At 40.5% G+C, this 22,491-nt stretch carries 23 protein-coding genes and 1 tRNA gene; 14 read left to right on the top strand and 10 right to left on the bottom strand.

From position 1 onward, the window contains the following. Positions 1 to 52 precede the first annotated feature (52 nt). The 5 genes from Q4575_RS18805 to Q4575_RS18785 all read right to left on the bottom strand — a co-directional run bounded on the left by Q4575_RS18805 (position 53) and on the right by Q4575_RS18785 (position 4,198). The gene (locus tag Q4575_RS18805; protein ID WP_303523851.1) at positions 53 to 766 is read right to left on the bottom strand and encodes a DUF445 domain-containing protein; all 714 of its coding nucleotides are present in this window, start codon (positions 764 to 766) and stop codon (positions 53 to 55) included. 69 nt (positions 767 to 835) lie between these two features. Next, on the bottom strand, positions 836 to 1,297 hold the full coding sequence (locus tag Q4575_RS18800; RefSeq protein ID WP_303523850.1) for a YebG family protein: 462 nt from the start codon (positions 1,295 to 1,297) through the stop codon (positions 836 to 838). Between the two features lie 160 nt (positions 1,298 to 1,457). After that, positions 1,458 to 2,687 carry a phosphoglycerate dehydrogenase gene (gene serA / locus Q4575_RS18795; protein ID WP_303523849.1) on the bottom strand — a complete coding sequence of 410 codons (1,230 nt, stop codon included), beginning with the start codon at positions 2,685 to 2,687 and terminating at the stop codon, positions 1,458 to 1,460. A 171-nt stretch (positions 2,688 to 2,858) separates the two neighbouring features. Next, the gene (gene rpiA, locus Q4575_RS18790) at positions 2,859 to 3,515 is read right to left on the bottom strand and encodes a ribose-5-phosphate isomerase RpiA (RefSeq protein WP_303523848.1); all 657 of its coding nucleotides are present in this window, start codon (positions 3,513 to 3,515) and stop codon (positions 2,859 to 2,861) included. A gap of 68 nt (positions 3,516 to 3,583) precedes the next feature. Next, positions 3,584 to 4,198: a 5-formyltetrahydrofolate cyclo-ligase gene (locus Q4575_RS18785; protein WP_215965055.1), complete on the bottom strand. Its 615-nt coding sequence runs from the start codon at positions 4,196 to 4,198 to the stop codon at positions 3,584 to 3,586. 96 nt (positions 4,199 to 4,294) lie between these two features. Here Q4575_RS18785 and Q4575_RS18780 point away from each other — a divergent pair, with 96 nt between their 5' ends. Beyond that, complete coding sequence (locus Q4575_RS18780; RefSeq protein ID WP_303523847.1) at positions 4,295 to 5,062, top strand: class II glutamine amidotransferase; 768 nt, start codon at positions 4,295 to 4,297, stop codon at positions 5,060 to 5,062. A 21-nt stretch (positions 5,063 to 5,083) separates the two neighbouring features. Here the strand turns inward: Q4575_RS18780 and Q4575_RS18775 are convergent, their stop codons facing one another. The 5 genes from Q4575_RS18775 to cmoA form a co-directional block, all read right to left on the bottom strand. Continuing rightward, on the bottom strand, positions 5,084 to 5,815 hold the full coding sequence (locus tag Q4575_RS18775) for a DUF3108 domain-containing protein (RefSeq protein ID WP_303523846.1): 732 nt from the start codon (positions 5,813 to 5,815) through the stop codon (positions 5,084 to 5,086). Then, a complete protein-coding gene (gene purN, locus Q4575_RS18770; RefSeq protein WP_215965052.1) occupies positions 5,808 to 6,488 on the bottom strand; it encodes a phosphoribosylglycinamide formyltransferase in 681 nt (226 codons plus the stop codon). The genes Q4575_RS18775 and purN overlap by 8 nt, the downstream gene beginning before the upstream one ends. Then, positions 6,489 to 7,532, bottom strand: a complete 1,044-nt coding sequence (purM, locus tag Q4575_RS18765) for a phosphoribosylformylglycinamidine cyclo-ligase (RefSeq protein WP_215965051.1) — start codon at positions 7,530 to 7,532, stop codon at positions 6,489 to 6,491. A 133-nt stretch (positions 7,533 to 7,665) separates the two neighbouring features. After that, entirely contained in the window at positions 7,666 to 8,634 is a 969-nt protein-coding gene (gene cmoB / locus Q4575_RS18760) for a tRNA 5-methoxyuridine(34)/uridine 5-oxyacetic acid(34) synthase CmoB (RefSeq protein WP_303523845.1), read from the bottom strand. A 13-nt stretch (positions 8,635 to 8,647) separates the two neighbouring features. Next, the gene (cmoA, locus tag Q4575_RS18755) at positions 8,648 to 9,373 is read right to left on the bottom strand and encodes a carboxy-S-adenosyl-L-methionine synthase CmoA (RefSeq protein WP_303523844.1); all 726 of its coding nucleotides are present in this window, start codon (positions 9,371 to 9,373) and stop codon (positions 8,648 to 8,650) included. A 130-nt stretch (positions 9,374 to 9,503) separates the two neighbouring features. On the opposite strand from cmoA, the gene Q4575_RS18750 reads away from it, so the two are divergent. The 13 genes from Q4575_RS18750 to Q4575_RS18690 all read left to right on the top strand — a co-directional run bounded on the left by Q4575_RS18750 (position 9,504) and on the right by Q4575_RS18690 (position 22,491). Then, positions 9,504 to 12,329 (top strand): transporter substrate-binding domain-containing protein, encoded by a 2,826-nt coding sequence (locus Q4575_RS18750; RefSeq protein WP_215965048.1) that lies wholly within the window; start codon positions 9,504 to 9,506, stop codon positions 12,327 to 12,329. 117 nt (positions 12,330 to 12,446) lie between these two features. Beyond that, positions 12,447 to 14,207, top strand: a complete 1,761-nt coding sequence (gene aspS, locus Q4575_RS18745; protein ID WP_303523843.1) for an aspartate--tRNA ligase — start codon at positions 12,447 to 12,449, stop codon at positions 14,205 to 14,207. 157 nt (positions 14,208 to 14,364) lie between these two features. After that, the gene (gene ruvC / locus Q4575_RS18740) at positions 14,365 to 14,889 is read left to right on the top strand and encodes a crossover junction endodeoxyribonuclease RuvC (RefSeq protein WP_215965046.1); all 525 of its coding nucleotides are present in this window, start codon (positions 14,365 to 14,367) and stop codon (positions 14,887 to 14,889) included. A gap of 77 nt (positions 14,890 to 14,966) precedes the next feature. After that, positions 14,967 to 15,575, top strand: a complete 609-nt coding sequence (gene ruvA, locus Q4575_RS18735) for a Holliday junction branch migration protein RuvA (RefSeq protein WP_215965045.1) — start codon at positions 14,967 to 14,969, stop codon at positions 15,573 to 15,575. A gap of 8 nt (positions 15,576 to 15,583) precedes the next feature. Further along, positions 15,584 to 16,591 (top strand): Holliday junction branch migration DNA helicase RuvB, encoded by a 1,008-nt coding sequence (gene ruvB / locus Q4575_RS18730; RefSeq protein WP_215965044.1) that lies wholly within the window; start codon positions 15,584 to 15,586, stop codon positions 16,589 to 16,591. A gap of 488 nt (positions 16,592 to 17,079) precedes the next feature. Beyond that, positions 17,080 to 17,478, top strand: coding sequence for a tol-pal system-associated acyl-CoA thioesterase (gene ybgC / locus Q4575_RS18725; RefSeq protein WP_215965043.1), 399 nt, complete (start codon positions 17,080 to 17,082; stop codon positions 17,476 to 17,478). Then, a complete protein-coding gene (gene tolQ, locus Q4575_RS18720; protein ID WP_215965042.1) occupies positions 17,468 to 18,157 on the top strand; it encodes a protein TolQ in 690 nt (229 codons plus the stop codon). The genes ybgC and tolQ overlap by 11 nt, the downstream gene beginning before the upstream one ends. A gap of 6 nt (positions 18,158 to 18,163) precedes the next feature. After that, positions 18,164 to 18,589 (top strand): protein TolR, encoded by a 426-nt coding sequence (gene tolR, locus Q4575_RS18715; RefSeq protein WP_215965160.1) that lies wholly within the window; start codon positions 18,164 to 18,166, stop codon positions 18,587 to 18,589. Next, the gene (gene tolA, locus Q4575_RS18710) at positions 18,589 to 19,533 is read left to right on the top strand and encodes a cell envelope integrity protein TolA (protein ID WP_303523842.1); all 945 of its coding nucleotides are present in this window, start codon (positions 18,589 to 18,591) and stop codon (positions 19,531 to 19,533) included. Before tolR ends, tolA begins: the two co-directional genes overlap by 1 nt. After that, positions 19,534 to 20,889, top strand: a complete 1,356-nt coding sequence (tolB, locus tag Q4575_RS18705) for a Tol-Pal system beta propeller repeat protein TolB (RefSeq protein ID WP_215965040.1) — start codon at positions 19,534 to 19,536, stop codon at positions 20,887 to 20,889. A gap of 35 nt (positions 20,890 to 20,924) precedes the next feature. Then, positions 20,925 to 21,488, top strand: coding sequence for a peptidoglycan-associated lipoprotein Pal (pal, locus tag Q4575_RS18700; RefSeq protein WP_215965039.1), 564 nt, complete (start codon positions 20,925 to 20,927; stop codon positions 21,486 to 21,488). 18 nt (positions 21,489 to 21,506) lie between these two features. Further along, positions 21,507 to 22,250, top strand: coding sequence for a tol-pal system protein YbgF (gene ybgF / locus Q4575_RS18695; RefSeq protein ID WP_215965038.1), 744 nt, complete (start codon positions 21,507 to 21,509; stop codon positions 22,248 to 22,250). 165 nt (positions 22,251 to 22,415) lie between these two features. Then, a tRNA-Lys gene (locus Q4575_RS18690) sits at positions 22,416 to 22,491 on the top strand.

The following is a 22,491-nucleotide window of genomic DNA, read 5'->3' as shown; positions in this document are numbered from 1 at the left end:
ACTATATTAGCTTTTAGGCTACTAATATGAGGTTGCTGGTTTTAGCCGGTATTTAAATACCGGCTAAGTGCGCACCAAAGCCTATTAAGCCGCCAAAAACACCACCCCACACGACCAACCAACCTAAATGTGTACGGATCATATCTTGGATGATTGTTTTCACCATTTGCGGCGTTAATTCATCAAGACGTTGGCTGACAACGGCATCTACCTTTTGTTTTATATCTGACATGTGCTGCGGATCAGATAGGTTAGTTAACAGCTTTTGTTGAAAATCATCTGTTTGACTAATTTCTACTATTGATGTTTTTAAGTTTTCGACAAATGGTTCACGCATTGGTGCTAGCGCTTCTACACCACCAAGCATACCTAACATGCTACCAAATGAACTGTTTTGAATTGTAACAATGAGAGAGTCAAAAGCGGGGGATAGGTCAACATCTTCGATGATCGGCTTTAGATCAAAACCAGCTGGTTGTGGAGAGGTATTTTGCTCAGACATAAACTTAGATAAGTTTTCTTCTGTAAAAAACTGCTCCATTATTAATGTTTGGATACCGTTTTTAAACTGTTTAAACTTAACTTGCACAACACCAGAGCCATATAGCCCCGGTATTTTTTCAAATAACATATGTACAGCTAGCCAGTTAGTAACTGCACCAGACAAAGCAAATAGCGCGGTAATAAATAGCCATTCAATAGAAAATTGCCATCCAATTACACAGGCGACAAATGCAATTAGGTTTGTTAAAAGACTTTTATTCAAGGTTAAACTCCACAAGAGACGCGTTAAACTAAATTAATTGGCTCTTTATGGAGTTAAATCAATTAAATATCAAGCAGCTTCGTCTTTTTCTATAACAAAATCGACAAGTTTGTCGTCGCTGTCTGTTTCAGCAACCGGCTTGCTTTGTTTATTTTTACTGTCTTTTTTAACGATTAAAGTGTCTGACAAACTCTGATTACTGATCTGCTCTTCGTCTAGTAAATCTGCCTGATTTTTATCAGTGGCTTTCGCCTTTACTGATTTTTCACTTTTTTTTGGCACTGGTTTTTTCTTCGCTTGAAGGGCTATAAGAACCTCTTCGCGCTCTTTGGCAAGAAAAATACTGAGTTCTTCACATTGTTCTTCAGACAAGGTTACGTCTGAATTATGCAGAAGTTCAAACATGCCGTCTGCCATATCTAACATTTTGTCGTAATCGTCAGCGGCACGCTTGTCGGTAAATGTCATTACTTCTTGCTCCTCATTTTGTCTAGTCGTACGGATCACAACATATTGGGTTGCAACAGCCATAGTAAACTCCTGATGTAGATTATTTAAACAAAAGACTGTTTAAATATACAGTAAATACTACTAGTGTAAAGTACCACTTGAAAATTTTTACAAATAAAAAAGCCGAGTTAAAAAACTCGGCTTAATTTTATCGTCATTTTTGGTTGGCGAGAGCGAATGCTTAGTGAAGTATACGAGCTTTAACTGTACCTTCGATGGCTTTTAGTTCTTTAAGAGCCACTTTACGATCATCGGCGTCAATGTCGATAACAACATAACCTAAAGTGTCGTCAGTTTGTAAATACTGAGCCGCGATATTGATATTGTGTTTAGCAAATGCTTCATTTATCTTTGTTAAAACACCAGGTTGGTTTTTATGAAGATGCAACAGGCGGCTTCGACCCGTATGTTCAGGTAAGGATACTTCAGGGAAGTTTACCGCGCTAAGGGTTGAACCATTGTCTGAATATTTTGCCATTTTTCCAGCGACTTCGATGCCAATGTTTTCCTGGGCTTCTTGAGTTGATCCCCCAACATGTGGCGTTAAGATAACATTGTCTAATCCACGAAGTGGTGAGACAAACTCTTCATCATTTGATTTTGGTTCAACAGGGAATACGTCTATTGCTGCACCAGATAATTTTTTGCCTTTGATAGCTTCAGCCAATGCGTCAATATCAACAACTGTTCCACGAGATGCGTTAATGAAAATAGCGCCTTGTTTCATTTGTTCGAATTCTGCAGCACCAAACATGTTTTGGGTTTGCACAGTTTCAGGAACATGAAGTGAAATGACATCAGACGTATTTAGCAATTCTTGCATTGATGCGACTTGCGAAGAGTTACCAAGACTTAACTTAGTTTCAATATCAAAATATTGGACTTTCATACCAATATTTTCAGCCATAATACCGAGCTGAGTACCAATGTGACCGTAACCAACGATACCAAGTGTTTTACCACGAGCTTCAAATGAGCCAACAGCAGACTTATTCCATTCTCCACGGTGCGCTTTAGCACTTTTTTCTGGAACGCCACGGATAAGTAAAAGAATTTCACCTAAAACTAACTCGGCAACCGAACGGGTATTAGAGAAGGGCGCGTTAAAAACCACGATGCCTTTTTCTTTAGCCGCTTTTAAGTCAACCTGATTTGTACCAATACAAAAACATCCAACAGAGACTAGTTTCTTAGCGTGAGCAAATACATTTTTAGTCAATTGTGTGCGAGAACGAATACCAATGAAATGAACGTCTTTGATCTTCTCGATCAACTCATCCTCTGGAAGAGACGTTTTAAGGGATTCAATATTGTTGTAGCCCTGTGCTTTAAGTGTATCTACTGAACTTTGGTGTAAACCTTCAAGTAGTAATATCTTAATTTTATCTTTGGCTAGTGATACGTTGCTCATTCTTTTATTTGTCCCCACGGTGAAGAAATTGACTTAATTTAGAATTAATACTCTATTTTGCGTCTTTAATAAAGTAATTTATTGGTATAAATTAGAAATTCTAATGCGTATTTCAAAATAATTTACACCTTTGAACAACTTTAGTTAAAGACGAATTAGCGATAGCAAATATTAGGATAGAATTTCGACGCCATCGGGATTACCAACGATCACGACATCAGCGCAGCGATGGGCAAACAATCCATTGGTCACAACACCGACGATATTATTCAATTGTTCTTCAAGTTTTCTTGGTTGCGCTATTTTCATGTTGAAGACATCTAAGATCACATTGCCGTTGTCGGTAACAACACCGTCACGATAAACCGGGTCACCACCAAGTTTGACAATCTCACGGGCAACGTAGCTGCGAGCCATTGGAATGACTTCAACTGGTAGAGGAAACTCGCCAAGAAATCGAACCTGTTTTGTGTTGTCTACGATACAAACAAATTTTCGAGCAACGGCTGCGACAATTTTTTCACGAGTTAAGGCAGCACCGCCCCCTTTTATCATAGCCTTATCAGAATTGATCTCATCCGCACCGTCGACGTACACATCTATATAGGAAACTTCATTTAAGTCGAAAACTTCGATTCCGTAATCCTTTAACTTTTTAGTGGATGCATCTGAACTTGAAATGGCACCAGTAATTTTGTTCTTAATAGTGGCTAAGGCGTCGATAAAGTGATTTACAGTGGAGCCTGTGCCAACGCCGACAATCGTATCAGGTTCAATAAAATCGAGGGCTGCATAAGCCGCGGCTTTTTTTAATTCATCTTGTGTCATTTTTGTTCCAGATTGTAGGCTGTTAATGAGCTTTCATTGTGGGCTTATTATGTACTAAGTAAAGCGTATTATAACGGTAGCTCGAATAACTTTTCACCGTGTTTTGTGATTAATTTTTGGCTTGGCGTTAAAATGATATGCAAAGGTATGTCCCAGACTTCAACAGGAAGCCTATCAACTTGCTGGCAATCATGCGCGAGGCCTATAAGAACTGGCTTGTGTGGTGCGACGGCGCTTAATGTTCGGTCATAATAACCGCCACCCATGCCGAGTCTATTGCCCTGTGAGTCAAATCCAACGAGTGGCATAAAGATGATATCAATCGTCGTGATATCGACAATTTCAGCTGGGTCATATTTAGGTTCAGGAATGCCGTATTGATTTAGGGGTAATTTTGTATCTTGTTCATAACGCTGGAAAATGAGATGACCTTTATTGTTTGGGTCTATGACCGGTAATAACACATGTTTATTGTGTTGCCATAAATGTTTAATCGCTAAGGTTGGATCAATTTCGCCATCGTTTGGTAAGTAAAGTGCAACAACTTGGGTGTTTTTGGACAAGCTATTACAGGCCAAAGCTAAGGCTTCACTGGCCTGTTGCTGAGCGTTAGGCGATAACGATTGCCTTAGTGCCCTAAATCTTGCTCTGAGCGTTGTACGAATTGATTTAGTGTCTGTCATGATTCTCGCTTTTAATCTGACGGAATTACTTTTAGGATGAGAGTTATAACGAAGAACGATATCATCTGCAATCACTTAGGTAGAGATTAAAATATTATGTGCGAATTATTAGGGATGTCGGCAAACGTGCCAACTGACATTGTATTTAGTTTTACAGGACTCGTGCAAAGAGGCGGTAAGACAGGACCTCATACCGACGGCTGGGGGATTACTTTCTACGAAGGAAAAGGGTGTCGAACATTTAAAGACCCAAGGCCCAGCGCTGAATCAAAAATTGCTAACTTGGTTATGGATTACCCAATAAAAAGTTGTTCGGTTATTTCCCATATAAGACAAGCAAATAGAGGCGGGATAAAGTTAGAAAATACCCATCCTTTTATTCGCGAATTTTGGGGGAGGCATATTACTTTTGCGCACAATGGCCAGTTGTCGGGGTATAAAAAACTCCGCTTGTCCCAGTTTCATCCTGTGGGGGATACTGACAGTGAGTTTGCATTTTGCTGGATAATGGATCAGTTAAAGGCTCGATACAAAACAAAACCGAGAAATTGGCAAAGTGTATTTAAATATATCGCTGGGTTATGTAAGCAGTTGAATCAGTACGGTGTTTTCAACGCATTGATATCTGATGGCGAGCATTTATTGGCGTATTGCAGCAATAATTTGAGTTGGATTACCCGTCGTGCGCCATTTGGAGAGGCGAATCTGATCGACACAGAGTTTAATGTCAACTTTAACGAAGTCACAACTGAAAATGATATTGTAACTGTAATCGCAACGAGGCCACTAACCGACAATGAATGTTGGACAAAGTTGGCCCCAGAAGAATACGTATTATTTAAACTAGGTGTTCAAATACATTAGCTTTGGTGGTGCGATGTAGACTTAGTGTTGAGTATATTGACTTATCACTAAGTCATATTGCTCTACACCTTTTTTCATTCTCCACATACGGGCAAGGGTATAGTTTAGCTCTGGAACAAACCAGGCATGCTGGGCATAAAACTTTTGCTTGTCGTAAACTCTAGCGACTTTAACTGCGTTAAATCGACCTAAGCCAGTGCTAATAATTTCGTGTCCGATGACTTCTAATTTATAGGTTCTTAGCGTTCCGCGATTTGAAATTAAGCTATATTCAAAAGCCGTTTTACCTGCAATCAGGTCTGCTTGAATTTGTACATGCAGTGACATTTCGTCTAACCAACCATCTTCCCATTTATCTGGAGATTGTTTTGCTTCAGGTTTAACGATGAGATCTTTATTTTGACGAAATTCGATTGTCAGCTCTTTGTCTGAACCTGTGCCACTGCGTTCGTAAGAATAAGACAGCGGTGAAACTTTACCGTCTACATAATTGAAGATACTTAACTCTGAACGACGGTCTGAAAATATTAACCATTCAATGTTGCTTGTCAGCTCTATCGAAAAGTTATTGTCGCCAAGGGACGTCATAATGCGACTCCCTTGACCAAGTTTATCACCTTGACGATACATATCGTAAATAGCCGTAAAGGGCTTAATCGTATTGTCATCAGGTAATTCGGCGGCTGCAATTGCCGTGGTAAATAATCCTAATAACAAACTTGTTATCGCCAAGTTGTAAACTCGCTTAATCATCAAAAGCATATCCTTGAATTGGGAGCCGTTCATTATCTAAATAGGCACCATCAGTTGCCATTTTCAATCGGTCTTCACACATCCATTTAACCACCATAGGATAGATTAAATGTTCTTGAACATGGACTCGTTGTGCCAAGTCGTCGGCATCGTCGTCACTAAACACAGGAACCTTAGCTTGCAAGATAACTGGCCCACCGTCGAGCTCTTCCGTAACAAAATGCACACTACAACCATGTTCTTCATCACCTGCGTCAATAGCTCTTTGGTGCGTATTTAAGCCTTGATATTTAGGTAATAAAGATGGGTGGATATTGATCAGTTTCCCTTTATAGTGCTCTACAAAGTTTGCCGTTAATATCCGCATAAAACCGGCCAGTACAACAACTTGTGGTTGGTATTGGTCAATGACTTCGACTAACGCTTGATCATATAGTTCCCGAGATTCGAAGTCTTTATGACTTACAACATGCGTATTAATGTTAGTTTGCGCTGCACGGACGAGTCCGTAAGCATCTGCTTTATTACTAATCACGGCATTTATGTGGCCGTCGATTTTGTTTTGCAAACAAGCGTCGATTATGGCTTGAAGATTACTGCCACTGCCAGATATTAATACAACAATTGACGGTGCTGACGCATCAGCACCGGTAGTAGATTGAGTTGATGACATTTAAATACCTGAAATCTCAACTTGCTCTTCATTATCGTTTGCAGAAGCAATTGATCCGATGTGCCATGCTTTTTCGCCAGCAGCAGTTAATATGTCAATACTGTTCGCTAGGTCGGCTTCGTCAACTGCGATGATCATGCCAACACCACAGTTAAAGGTACGATACATTTCATGTGTTTCGATGTTGCCATTATCTTGCAACCAGTTAAACACGGCTGGCCACTGCCACGAATCACCATCAATTACAGCTTTAGTTTGCGTCGGAAGTACGCGAGGAATATTTTCCCAGAATCCACCACCTGTGATGTGCGAAAGCGCATGAACATCAACGGTTTCTAATAATTTCAATACAGGTTTAACGTATATTTTAGTTGGGGCCATCAAATGGTCAGCTAAAGGTTTTCCTTCATATTCAGCGCTTAAGTCTGCTTTTGAAACTTCAATGACTTTACGAATTAAAGAATAACCATTTGAATGAGGACCAGAAGAACCTAAGGCAATAAGTTGATCACCAGGTTTAACTTTGGTGCCGTCAATGACTTTAGCCTTTTCTACCACACCAACACAGAAGCCCGCGAGATCATAATCATCACCTTCGTACATACCTGGCATTTCAGCTGTTTCGCCGCCAATCAATGCACAGTTTGACATGACACAACCGTCTGCAATACCACTTACAACATCGGCAGCCACATCTACATTAAGTTTACCCGTGGCGTAGTAATCAAGGAAAAACAGAGGCTCTGCGCCTTGTACGATCAAGTCATTCACACACATCGCAACTAAGTCGATACCAACGGTGTCGTGTTTTTTAAGATCAATCGCTAAACGTAATTTTGTGCCAACGCCGTCATTACCCGCTACAAGAAGGGGCTCATCGTAACCTTTAGGAATTTGACATAAACCACCAAATCCACCCAAACCACCCATAACTTCTGGACGAGTCGTACGTTTTACCGCACCTTTAATACGTTCAACTAACAGGTTACCTGCATCGATATCTACACCTGCGTCTTTGTAGCTAAGAGATTGATTGTCGCTCAATGTTGTTTCCTCAAAATGGAGTGAAGCAATTTGGTGATGTTTTGTACACTAAATTGTATATAGACTATTGCGCGGGATTTTATACCAAAACCGCGCAAGTTATAAGATAAAATGGCCAAATAGCCCTCAATTTTTACGCATTGGCGATAAAAATTGCCCGTTTAGGGGCTGGATAGCCTTCAATTGTTTTTGTAGGGTCACTCGGATCGAGGAAATCTTCGAGAGACTCAGTGTCGATCCAATCTGTTTTTCTTTGTTCATCTAAAGTTGTTTGGTCAATATTAACCAAACGAATATTACTAAACCCAACTTTCTTTAGCCACAATTCTAATGCACTGGCGCTTGGGATAAACCAAACATTACGCATTTTTGCATATCGGTCTTCTGGAACTAAAACAGTTGTTTCGTCACCATCGACGATAAGTGTTTCTAAAACAAGTTCACCACCTTTGACTAATTGATTTTTAAGCTGTTGCAAAAAGTCCATAGGTGATTTGCGGTGATACAATACGCCCATTGAGAATACGGTATCAAAACCTTTTATTGCTGGAAGATCATCTATGCCAAGCGGTAGAAGGTTTACGTCTTTATCTTGAATGAAGTGTTGTACAGCCCAAAACTGAGCTAGAAATAGTTGAGTCGGATCTATGCCCACCACAAATTTAGCACCAGCACCGCGCATACGCCACAAATGGTAGCCACTTCCGCAACCAACATCTAATACGTATCGGTCTGTTAGATCACTTATAAAAGGGGCTAGTCGATGCCATTTAAAATCACTGCGCCATTCCGTATCGACATTTATGCCGTGTAATTGATATGGCCCTTTGCGCCATGGCTTCAATTGCATTAAGTGATGAGTTGTTTTTTTCTTTAAACCATCATTCATTGTTGCAGTCGATCCAACTGAAACAGAATTGACTAGGTCGACCTGACTTGGCTCAACAGGGGGCAACAAATCAATGTTTTTAACCCAATCTTTAAATTCACCATGAAGGGCATTTTTGTACCAGTGATTGATTTGAGCAGGCAAAATTTCTAACCACGGTGCCAGTCGATTGCCCGCAATTTGTTGGTAAAACGAATTAAATAGTTGGGTCATGTTGGTGTTCCGGTTAGGCTTTAATGGCAATAAAAGAGGCAAAGTTAAAACATTGATACCAAATTGATTGGCTGGAAAACCCAGCTTGTTGCAATCGTGCTAAATGGGTTTGCTCAGTATCAATTTTCATCACGTTTTCTATTGCTGAGCGTTTTTGGCTGATTTCAAGTTCGCTATAGCCGTTCGCTCGTTTAAAGTCGAGATGCAAGTTATTGATAGCGTCGTGTATTTTGCTGTCATCCCATTTTAATTTTTCAGACATTACAAACGCGCCACCGGGTAATAAGGCATTATGTATTTTTGATAATACTACTGAACGTAATTCCGGCTCGATAAACTGCAGAGTAAAATTCATCACAACAAATGAGCAGGGTTGTAGCTCTACTTCAAGTATATCGGCTAGATCAACAATGACTTCTACATCTGATTTATACGCTTTTATATTATTTCGGCAACGTTCGACCATAGGCACAGAGTTATCTAATGCGATGATTTTACAATTGGGTTTGTCGATATACTTACGCATCGATAAGGTTGCTGCACCCAATGAACAGCCAAGGTCATAGACTGCACTATTGGGTTGTTGGAATTGTTGGGCAAGCTTACCAATAGCGCTCACCATAGTGGAATAGCCTGGTACACTGCGTTGTATCATGTCAGGGAAAACTTCAACGACGGACTCGTCAAATGTGAAATCTTTAACCTTGTTTAAACTGTCTGCGTATAGGTTGTCGCGCATTGAAAAATCTTTTATACCGTGGAAATAGCCGCATTTTAACTTAAAAATCACATAGCCTAAAGAAAATGTGATTGCCGAATTGTAAAGAAACGTTCTACACTGAGCTTAATAATAATTTAATTAGGTTCGCATGACTCGAATTCGCTTTCTTTTTTCCTTTCTATTATTGATGATGTGGACATCTTTGGTATTAGCGACCCCGCTAATTGTTAAACCTGAAAAAATTAAGGTTGCCGTAGCCAACAATATTGTCCCTTACCAATTCTCTGATGAAAAAAATCAGCCTGTTGGCTACGTTATCGACTTTTGGCGTTTATGGCAGGAAAAAACCGGAATAGAAGTCGAATTTGTCACCTCCAGTTGGCCGAATACATTAAAAAATGTAAAAAATGGGAATGCAGACGTCCACGGAGCGCTGGGACAAAATGCTGAACGTGAAGCAACGTTTACTTTTAGCGGTAATATTTACACTTCGGCGCTTAGTATTTATATCCACCGAGATCTAATTGGTCTTTCTAGTATTAATGATGTGGTCCCGTACCGCATTGGTATTTTAAAAGACTCAGTATTTGAATCCATTTTAATCGACAAAAATCCCGACCTAAATTTTCGTTTCTATGACTCCCGTGAAGCCATGTTGAGTGGTATTCAAAGGGAGGAAGTCAAAACGTTTGTGACTTTTGATTATTACACGTTTAGTGACGCTGGTTATGCCTCCCTAAATCAGCTTTACCCTGCATATAAGAGGATCAGTGTAGGTGCAGTCGACGCATCTTATGCCGTCACTAAGTTGAACGAATATCTGTTGCCGTTTGTCGACGCAGGTATCGCCCAAATAACAGCAAAGGAGCGCGGTTCACTTGATCAGAAATGGTTTGGTACGTCGAATGTTAACGCGGCTCTTCGACTTGGTTTTACAACGGGCAATGAACCATATATGAGTATTACGCCTAATGGTGAGGCAACCGGATTGTTTGTCGACCTGTGGCGTAAATGGGCAGAAAAAACCAAGACTGAAGTTGAGTTTATGCCTAATTCAATGGATTTGTCGTTACAAGCTTTGCAAGAAGGCAAGTCAAATGTCCATATTGCCTACCCTGAGAGCCAGATAGTAAATACCGGATTACCACGAGCATTACACCTTTATTCTGTATTCTCGAATCTATTTGTCAGTGGGCTGTATGACCCTAAAAAAGGGTTGTCGCAGTTGGATGGAAAAAAAATAGGTTTGTTTAAAAGCGCTCCTTATAAAACTGAATTCCAAAAGCGATTTCCTAAAGTTGATGTTGTGTGGCTTGAGTCGTTAGACGCCGGGATAACCATGGCGATGAATAATGAAATTTTGGGATTTATTTCAGCCAACCAAGTTGCTCACGTGCGGTTAGTTCAGAATAATGTTGAGAATAAGTTTTCAGTTATAAAAGACGTTACATACGAAGCAAAAATTTACTCTATAGTTAACGACGAAAATCGAGCACTAATCCAAAAAATCCAAGCGGGATTTGACTTAATAACACTTGAAGAAAAAATAGAGATTGAAAGTCGCTGGATAAGGGAAGAAAGCGATCAGTATTTTCAAAGTAGAAAACATCGCGTTTCTATAACCGATGATGAAAAACATTGGGTTAAAATGGTGCCTGAACTTACGGTCGGCATGGTAAAGGATTGGTTCCCTTACGAATTTATTGATGACGAGGGAAATCCGCAGGGGATAAGCATTGATATATTTAAAATTGCGACAGAGCTAACTGGGCAGCACTATAAATTTGTTGTGTTTGACAGATGGGGTGACTTAATGACGTCATTCCGTTCTGGTAAAATCGATATGGTGGCCAATATAACGGCAAGTGAAAGTCGCAGTAAGTTTGCGGATTTTACCTCTAGTTATTGGCAAACACCTTGGTCAATTACTACCCATAAGTCCCAGGAAAACGTCGACTCGATTGAGAAGTTCTACGGTAAGCGCATTGCGTTGATCGAGGGATATCAGATGATAAAAGAATTAAGCGAGCGATATCCGCAAGTAATTATCCAAGTCGTCGAAAGCTTTGACGAAGCGCTCACCTTATTAAAAGCGGGGGTTATTGACGGCGTATTAGACAACATGTTGGTGTCTGCCGGCTACCTGCAGGAAAACAATCTTTATCAATTTAAGATCCATGTCATCGAAGATCTTCCATACGATATTTCAAATATTGGCGTCCGTCAGGATCTAAAACAACAATTGCGAATGATGGAAAAAATTGTCAGTTCAATTACCGACAAAGACCGGGAGAAAATAATTACTCGTTGGTCAAAAATTGATGTTGTACAGGGAATAAATTCAAAAATATACCTCCGCAATGTTATTGCGTTTATCTTTATCGCGACGGTCGTAATTGCCAGTGTATTGTTTTGGAATCGACGATTGCAAAATGAAATCAAACTTAGAATTACCGCAGAAACAAAATTAAAGCATTTGGCTTCACACGACCTAATGACCGGACTGCCCAATCGGGCGTTATTTAATGACAGATTAAATCAGGCCATTGTCAGCCATCGGAGAAACAACAAAGTGCTGGCTGTGATGTTTGTTGACCTCGACGGTTTTAAACAAGTTAATGACACTTTTGGGCACGATGTTGGTGACGAGTTATTAATAATGGTATCTGATAGATTGCGGGTTGTTGGCAGGGCGTCGGATACAGTGGCGCGTATTGGTGGTGACGAATTTGTTATTTTAGTGACCGACTTAGATGATACGGCACAGGCAAGTAAAGTAGCAGAAAAAATTATTACGGACTTTGTCCGTCCGTTTGATTTGTCCGCTTCAATTATTAATGTTGGTGCTTCTATCGGTGTCGCTTGTTTTCCTGAGCATGGCGAAACCGTTGATGAATTGCTTAAAGGTGCCGATGACGCTATGTATGTCGTTAAAGATACTGGTAAAAACAGCTATCATTTTGCCACACGCTAAAACTCACATCTTATTTTGTTAAAGCGGTGACTTTAGCGTTCAAATCCTTATAATGTCCGCCATTTCCGCTAAGTTAAACTGCTTAGCGCGGTTATTATTTTAGAAATAGGATTTGCAATGCGTTCTCATTATTGTGGCGAGTTAAATAAAAGTTTAGTTGACCAAAATGTTACTCTTTGTGGTTGGGTGAATAAGCGCCGTGACCTTGGTGGTTTGATCTTCATCGACTTACGTGACCGTGAAGGTATTGTGCAAGCAGTTATCGACCCTGATGAAACTGCTATTTTTGAAAGTGCAAATAAACTACGTAACGAGTTTTGCATCAAATTGTCTGGTGTTGTACGTGTACGTCCAGAAAGCCAAGCTAATAAAGATATGGCGACTGGTGAAGTTGAATTGTACGTTAAAGATTTAGAAATTCTTAATGCTTCTGCACCAGTGCCTTTAGATTTCAATCAAGATAACTCTGAAGAACAACGTTTAAAATATCGCTACTTAGATTTACGTCGCCCAGTGATGAATCAACGTCTTCAGTTCCGCTCAAAAGTTACCAGTGCTGTTCGCAGATATTTAGACGACGCCGGTTTCTTGGATATGGAAACCCCAATACTTACTAAAGCAACGCCAGAGGGCGCTCGTGATTATTTGGTGCCAAGCCGAACTCATAAAGGTCAATTTTTTGCGTTGCCGCAATCCCCGCAGTTATTTAAACAGTTGTTAATGGTTGCTGGTTTTGACCGTTATTATCAAATCGTTAAATGTTTCCGTGATGAAGATTTACGTGCCGACCGTCAACCAGAATTTACTCAAATCGATATTGAAACCACCTTTATGTCTGGCGAAGACGTAATGGCAATGGCTGAAGGCATGGTACGTTCAGTATTTAGCGAGTTGCTTAACGTTGAGTTAGGTGACTTTCCAACCATGACCTACTTGGAAGCGATGACACGTTTTGGTTCAGATAAACCTGACCTTCGTAACCCATTAGAAATGGTTGACGTAGCCGATATCATGAAAGATGTCGACTTTAAAGTTTTTGCCGGCCCAGCCAACGATCCTAAGGGACGTGTTGCGGTAATTAAAGTGCCAGGCGGTGCTTCAATGACACGTAAAAACATTGACGGTTATACCGAATTTGTTGGTAAATACGGAGCAAAAGGTCTGGCTTGGATTAAAGTGAATGACTTAGAAGCAGGTTTAGCAGGCTTACAATCACCAATTCTTAAGTTTTTAAATGAAGAAGTGGTTAATGCTATTTTGGCTCGAACTGGCGCTCAAACGGGTGATATTTTATTATTTGGTTCTGATAGCTACAAAGTGGTAACCGATGCACTTGGTGCACTTAGATTGAAAGTTGGTACTGACTTAGAGCTCGTTGAAGACAAGTGGGCGCCTTTATGGGTTGTTGACTTCCCAATGTTTGAAGAACTTGAAGGCGGTGCATTAACTCCGCTTCACCATCCATTCACTGCACCAAGCAACATGACACCAGCTGAACTTGCTGCCGACCCAGCTGGCGCATTGTCAGACGCATATGACATGGTTCTTAATGGATGTGAATTAGGTGGTGGTTCGGTTCGTATCCACAAACAAGATATGCAATCTGAGGTCTTTAGAATTCTTGGTATTGGTGAAGAGGAAGCGCAGGAGAAATTTGGTTTCTTGTTAGATGCATTACAATTTGGCGCGCCACCACATGCTGGTTTAGCATTCGGTCTTGACCGTATGTTAATGTTGATGGTTGGGGCTGACTCAATTCGTGATGTTATGGCTTTCCCGAAAACAACAACGGCGGCATGTCCGTTGACTGCAGCACCAGGCTTTGCCAACCCTGATGCGCTAAAAGATCTTGGAATAGAAATAGTAAAACAAAACTAAACTTGTTTTATTAGCCATATAAAGAAGGCCCGAAACCTTAGGTATTCGGGCTTTTTTGTGTTTAAGTAGTTAATGAATCAAAGCCGTCTTTACTTCAAATAAGTGGTAAGGCTAAGCATTAGATCAGTAGAAGTTGAATTTTTATGGCGCGAACGTTATGGCACTAATTTTAGGGATTGATCCCGGTTCTCGGATCACGGGCTACGGCCTAGTCGACCATGTAGGTTCTAAATTCAGTTACGTAGGAAGTGGTTGTATTCGGACCCCCGATACTTGTTTAGCGGATAAGCTCGACACAATATTTTCTGGGATCAGCGAAATCATCTTACAATATAAGCCTGATAACTTTGCCATTGAGCAAGTGTTTATGGCTCATAACCCAGATTCAGCACTCAAGCTGGGTCAAGCACGTGGCAGCGCGATAGTTGCGGCGTCACAGGCAAAATTGCCTGTATTTGAATACTCCGCAAGACAAATAAAACAAGCCGTAGTTGGCAGTGGAGCTGCAGATAAAAGCCAAGTTCAGCATATGGTTCAACAGATTTTAAAACTAACGGGAAAACCTCAGGCCGATGCAGCCGATGCATTAGCCGTAGCAATATGCCATGGCAACACAAATCAAAGTTTGATAAACATGGCTGGTGTAGCGAAAAAAACCGTCAGAGGTCGCCTAAGGCGATAAATTTTAAGCTAGGGCTTTCAACTGTATGGATAACTGGGTATATTTACAGTAATTGAAGGTAAATATAAAAGTTAACTATGATTGGAAGACTCACTGGCATCGTTGCCGACAAACAAGCCCCTGACGTATTAATTGACGTTAACGGTGTAGGCTATGAAGTGCAATTACCGCTAACAAGCTTTTATGAATTGCCTGAAGAGGGGGTTCAAGCGACTATTTATACCCACTTTGTGGTTCGAGAAGACGCTCAGTTGTTATACGGATTTAGCTCTAAGCAAGAGCGCAGTTTATTTAGATTATTGATTAAAGCTAATGGTGTAGGTCCTAAGTTAGGACTCACTATACTTTCGGGGCTTACCGCAGAACAGTTTGTAACTTGTGTTGAACAGGATGATGTGACGACATTAGTTAAATTGCCTGGCGTTGGTAAAAAAACAGCGGAACGATTATTGATTGAAATGCGAGATCGGATCCAGGCACTTAACCTCGCACCAGAATTTAGACCGCTTGAACCTATAATGACCGGTTCGGTGATGAAAAAAGCAAACGAATTTGACGATGCTGTCTCCGCACTGGTCTCCCTTGGGTACAGTTCCCAACAAGCCAATAAAGCAGTAAAATTGATTTTCAAAGACGGCGACGATTCAGAAACCCTGATCCGTTTAGCCTTAAAAAACATGCTGTAGAGTGAATAATGATTGAAGCAGATAGATTAGTCGGCGCAATTGAAACCCGCGAAGACGAAGTGATAGACCGTGCAATACGTCCAAAGTTATTAGCAGACTACCGTGGTCAACCGCATGTTAAAGAACAGATGGAAATATTCATCCAGGCCGCAAAAAATCGGCAGGAAGCTCTCGACCATTTGCTTATTTTTGGACCTCCGGGACTGGGTAAAACCACCTTAGCCAACATAGTCGCAAACGAAATGGAAGTCAGCATTAAAACTACATCAGGTCCGGTTTTAGAAAAAGCTGGAGACCTCGCAGCATTGTTGACTAATCTTGAAGAAAACGACGTTTTGTTTATTGACGAAATCCACCGACTTAGTCCTGTTGTTGAAGAAGTTTTATACCCTGCAATGGAAGATTATCAGCTTGATATTATGATTGGCGAAGGTCCTGCTGCCCGGTCAATTAAGCTGGATCTACCGCCGTTTACTTTAATTGGCGCGACAACGCGTGCCGGAGCGCTTACATCACCTCTTCGTGACCGATTTGGCATTGTACAACGCCTCGAGTTTTATAAAGTTGAAGATCTTGCTTTTATTATTGAGCGCTCAGCCAATGTGTTAAATATGGAAATGACCACAGATGCGGCATTAGAAATCGCTCGACGTGCCCGTGGAACGCCTCGGATAGCAAACCGCTTACTGCGAAGAGTTAGAGATTATGCAGATGTCAAAAGCGAAGGGCGGTTAGATCAAGATATAGCCAAACAAGCACTTAATATGGTTAATGTAGACAGCGAAGGTTTTGACTTTATGGATAAAAAAATGCTGATTACTATGATCGAAAAGTTTGACGGCGGTCCGGTTGGTTTAGATAATATTGCTGCTGCAATAGGCGAAGAACGGGAAACGATTGAAGATGTCATTGAACCTTACTTAATTCAACAAGGCTTTTTGCAACGTACGCCGCGCGGTCGAATTGCGTCACCAAGGGCTTATCAGCATTTAGGTTATGACTATAACCAAGAATAAATTGCTAATATGACGAGCAGCATGGGTTCATGAATGCTGTCAGTCCTTAAATTAAGGCAAAAAAAAACCCGTTCAAATTGAACGGGCAAAATATAAAGGAGGAATAAATTCCAGGGAACATGAATAGGAGAAGTTTACAAAATTCGATAACTTCACATCTGAACGACACAACCCGTCCAGAAGATGTGCGTATATTAATTATCTAGAGCAATTACTTCAAACTAAAAAAATTGATATTTCGGATTAGAATTACTAATCTGATTTTTGCTGTGTTCATACAAATATGACGTTAATATTAAATTTAGACCGGCTGAGCCTTTTTGTTTGTAGCGCGTGTGGCGATTTGTCTTTTTATTGAACGATACAAAAATAAGTAATGTCAAAATTATTTCACCAAATAAAAATGCAACTTTATGCAGAGTTTTTACTCTACAGAGGGGATAATCGGCTTATTATTCATCGGACGTGCATAAACATGAGGGAGTAAAGTGTTTAAATTACCTATCCGAATTTATTATGAAGACACAGACGCAGGTGGTATCGTTTACCACGCAAACTATTTAAAGTTCTGTGAAAGAGGTAGAACTGAGTATTTAAGGCATTTGGGTATTGAACAAGACGAATATCTTAAGCAGAATATAGCCTTTGTCGTAAAGTCCATGCAAATTGACTTTAAAGTCGCCGCAAAATTTAATGATGAAGTTGTGGTACTAACAGAAATAAAACAAATTAAACGCGCTAGTGTTGAATTTATTCAAACAATTATAAATAACAAAGAGCAATCTGTTTTTACTGCAGATGTACAGGTTGCTTGTATTGATCTGACGAAGATGAAGCCTAAGGCTATCCCGTCAGACATTTTAGAGGTTTTAGAAAGTGCAAGCTGATATTAGTTTTTGGGGATTGTTTTGGGAAGCCAGCTTTATTGTTAAGTTGGTAATGTTAACGCTGTTGGGATTGTCGATAGCGTCGTGGGCGCTTATTTTCCAACGTCGAAAAGTCCTTGCGGATGCAGAAATAAATACAAAAAAGTTTGAAGACAAATTTTGGTCGGGTGTTGATTTAAGCCGTTTATATAGCGAAATGACCGCGAGACAAAATGTTGATGGCTTAGAAGCATTGTTTAAAGATGGATTTAAAGAGTTTGCTCGCCTAAAGAAGAACAGTGTCAGTTCTGCTCAAGTATATATGGACGGAACCCACAGAGCCATGCGTGTTCGCTTATCTCGTGAAGTGGAGCAACTGGAAAGTCATCTTAGTTTTTTGGCGACGGTTGGTTCAATTAGCCCATATATTGGGTTGTTTGGTACGGTTTGGGGGATCATGAATGCTTTCCTAGCCCTTGGCCAAGTTCAACAAGCAACACTAAGCATGGTAGCACCTGGTATTGCAGAGGCTCTTATCGCAACCGCGATGGGGTTATTTGCAGCTATCCCTTCGGTTCTAGCCTATAACAGCTTTGCCCGTCGAGTCGAAATTCTTGAAACGAGCTATGTTAACTTCTGTGAAGAGTTTGCCAACATTTTGCATCGTCAAGTTACTGCTAACGTGAGCACAACCCTTTAAATGTCGATGCAATATAACAAACGAAAACGAAAGCCAGTCGCTGAGATCAATGTTGTTCCTTACATTGATGTTATGCTGGTATTGCTTATTATCTTTATGGTTACCGCGCCTTTGGTTACGCAGGGCGTGAAAGTCGATTTACCACAAGCGTCTGCTGAACCGTTAGAAGATGAATCTAAACCACCGATGATCGCCTCGATTAACGATAAAGGGGAATACTTTTTATCGACCGGCGGCGAGCCTTCAGAAGATCCGATGTCAGCAACAGATCTTGCTGTCTTGGTGGCCGCGCAATTGCAGATTGACCCAGAAACCCCAGTAATCGTTAAAGCTGATCGTAAAATTGCATACAACTATGTGATAGAACTTATGGTCTTATTACAACGAGCTGGCGCACCTTCTGTTGGGCTTATGACGGAGCCAAAAGAGTGATGAGTCAGTCAACATCGTTAGTCCATTTAGCGAAGTCTTTTGGTATTCATATCGTATTTGGAACGATCTTGGTCGCCAGTTTCAGTTTTGAAGCACCAAAAGAAACCCCAGATGAATCTCCAGAAATTTCAACTATCGACGCTGTTGTTATCGACCAAACGTCGTTAGATCAGCAAGTGAAACGTATTCAAAAAGAGAAAGCGGATAAAAAAGCCGCGGAAGAAAAGCGGGTACGTGAACTCGAAAAGCGTGCCGAGCAAGCTAAGCGAGATCTTAAAGACTTGGATAAGCAGAAAAAAGACAGTAAAAAAGCTGCGGAAGACGCCAAGAAAAAAGCTAAATTAGAAAAAGAAAAAGCAAGAAAAGAACAAGCGAAAGCAGACAAAGCCAAAAAAGAACGTGTTGAACGTGAAAAAGAGGCGGCAAAAGCAAATCAAGCAGCAGCAGAAGCTAAGCGTAAAAAAGAGCGTGAACAAAAAGCGCTTAAAGATGCAGAGCAAAAGCGTAAAGCTGAAGCTGAACGTCTGGAAAAAGAAAGGCTAGAAAAAGAACGAAAAGAAAAAGAAGCCAAAGCGTTAGCCGCGGAACAAGCTATTCAGGAAAAAATGTTGCAAGAACAATTGCAACAAGAGCAAGCAATTCGTAATAAAGCGCGACAAAAAGTTGTACTTACAGAGGTCAACAAGTATAAAGCGCTTATTACCTCGAAAATTAAACAAAAACTCATTGTGGATGAGAGTATGAGAGGTAAATCATGCCTTCTTAATATTAGATTGGCATCAAGCGGCTTAGTTATTAAAGTAACTGTGCTATCTGGGGAAACCTCTATTTGTGAGGCGGCCCAGCGAGCAGTATTAAAAGCCGACACGTTACCTGTATCAAAAGAAGACGATGTCTATCAACAATTAAAAGACATCAATTTAACTGTAAAACCGGAGCTGTAAATGAGTCGTAAACTGTTTTTAATTTTAGGTTTGACGTTGTTGGCGTTCTCTCAAACGTCCAAAGCCGCCCTAGAAATAGTAATTACAGAAGGAATCGATACTGCTCGTCCAATAGCAGTAGTGCCATTTAAGTATGAAGGTACAGCTGAAATTCCGTTGAATATTTCTGAAATCATCGCAGCGGACTTAATGCGCAGTGGTAAATTTAAGCCTTTATTAATTGATCAAATGCCGCAGTTGCCAAAAAATGATGGTGAAGTGGATTATTCGTCTTGGACAGCCGAAGGTGTTGAAGCGATATTGGTCGGTGAAATTATTGATAACGCGCTTGATCGTTTTACCGTTAGTTTTGAATTAATTGATGTACTTCGTGGTCAAATTACAGGCGGTGCAGTACAAGTTTTACAAAATGGTCGTTTGGTAGAAACAAAAGATCATATTATGGATAGCCGTCAAGTTGTTATCAGTACTGGCCAGTTCCGCCGTTACGCACATCGCATTAGTGATATCGCTTATGAGAAATTAACCGGCGAGCGCGGCGCATTTTTAACACGTATAGCATATGTCACAATTAATCATGAGGACGAGAGTTACCCATACAAACTAATTGTAGCTGACTACGATGGTGCGAATGAACAAATTTTACTTCGTTCTAAAGAGCCGTTAATGTCACCATCTTGGTCACCAGATGGCGCTAAGCTTGCGTATGTTACGTTTGAGAACGATCGTTCGCAGATTTACATCCAGGATATTTATACGGGGAAACGTCAATTAGTCACCTCATATGACGGTATTAATGGTGCACCACAATGGGGGCCGTTGGGTAAACGTTTAGCATTAGTTTTGTCGAAAGACGGCAATCCTGAACTTTATGTGCTAGAACTAGCAAATAAAACCTTGACGAGATTGACACGACATCGCAGTATCGACACCGAGCCTAGTTGGTCTCCAGATGGTAAATTTATCGTTTTCAGTTCAGAACGGGGTGGAAATGCGCAACTTTATAGCGTAAATTTGGCGACTAAACGAGTTAAACGTTTAACATTTGAGGGTGAAATGAACCTTGGTGGTTCGATTACCCCAAATGGAAAAGAGTTGGTTTTAGTTAACAGGACACAGGGTAAATACCATATCGCTAAACAAGAATTGGCGACGGGTAACTTTCAAGTCCTGACAACAACTCGATTAGATGAAAGTCCGAGCATTGCACCAAACGGTTCAATGATTATTTATAGCACCATGCATGGCAATGGGCAGGTATTGGCATTAGTGTCGATAGACGGACGATTTAAAGCAAGATTACCGGCTGCGAACGGACAAGTTAAGTCTCCGGCGTGGTCACCATTTTTTAAATAATTAATTAACGTATTACAAAAAAAGGATACTAAATAATGCAATTTAGCAAAATTACTAAAGGTTTATTAATCGCTATTCCAGCTTTAGTATTAACTGCATGTGGTTCTACTTCAGAAGAAGAACTTCAAGGTGCAGCGCAACAAACTAATGGTCAGCAAGCACAGTCTGCACAAACAGAATCTATGGCCGCTGAAACAAACAATATTGAAGTTGCTACTGTTGAAAAAGCGTTAACGCCAGCAGAAGTACAACAGCAAAAATTTGCAGCATTAATGCAAACACAAACAATCTATTTTGATTATGACCGTTCAAAGGTTGATGCAAAATATCTTGAGTTGTTGCAAGCACATGCTGACTACCTAATTAAAAATCCTTCTGCAAAAGTGAAAGTTGAAGGTCACTGTGACGAACGTGGTACTCCTGAGTACAACATCGCTCTTGGCGAACGTCGTGGTAAAGCGGTAGCACAATACCTACAAAGCTTAGGTGTTTCAGCAATGCAGATCTCTACTGTTTCTTACGGTGAAGAGAAGCCAATTGATTTAAGCCGTACAACTGAAGGTTTTGCTAAAAACCGTCGTGCTGAATTAGTTTACTAATCTTCCATTTGGATGCATATGAGATTCTCGCTTATAGCGTTGATGATTGTGAACGGAGCAGCCTTAGCGGCTGCTCCTGTTTCTGATCTTTCATCGAGTTCTACTACCTCTAGTCAAATCGAACAACTGCAACGTCTGATTCAGGCGCGTGGTGCTTCGCAAGTTGCCTTACAGCAACAGCTAAATGAATTGCAAGAGGAAGTCAGTGAACTTAGAGGGATAACAGAAACTCACAGCCATAAACTTGAACAAATAGTGGATCGACAACGAGAGCTTTATCTTGAAATCGAAAGACGTTTATCATCTGTTCAGGCAATTGAACCCCAGGTTGAGGAAACAGTAAACGATACTGCTGACTCAAATGAAGTGTCTTATGGCGGTACTTTAGGCGAAAATGAAGCCTACGACCAAGCTGTAAACTTGATCTTAAAAGAACGTCGTTATGACGACGCAATTCCTGAGTTTCAATCCTTTATAAAAACATTCCCAAATTCTATCTATATTGCCAATGCGCATTATTGGTTGGGTCAGTTATTATTTAATAAAGCGAAGTATGACGAGGCAAAAGTACATTTTGACAAAGTCATTCGTTCATTCCCTGATTCTAATAAGCGCAGTGACGCACTATTGAAGCAAGGAACAGTTTATCAAAAGCTGGATAATAATAGTGAAGCTAAAAAGCTGTTTGAACAGGTTATTAGTGAATACCCAGATTCAAACGCAGCAGGCTTAGCAAAGTCTAGATTGACGAGTTTAAATTAGATAAGTATGTTTTTTAACGCTTTCGTACGATATTTGTCCGAAAGCGTCTAAAATCAAAAATTATTGATAAAATAACTTGCACCAGACTTTTAAATAAGTATTATATGCGCCCGCGGCAAGGGGGAAGATACTTCCTTTCGAGACGCAGTTTTAACAGAATATAGTGGGTCATTAGCTCAGTTGGTAGAGCAGTTGACTTTTAATCAATTGGTCGATGGTTCGAATCCATCATGACCCACCA

This window comes from Psychrosphaera sp. 1_MG-2023 (assembly GCF_030548245.1).
GTDB classification, from domain to species: Bacteria; Pseudomonadota; Gammaproteobacteria; order Enterobacterales; family Alteromonadaceae; genus Psychrosphaera; species Psychrosphaera algicola.
This window is presented reverse-complemented; position numbering and strand designations above follow the sequence as displayed.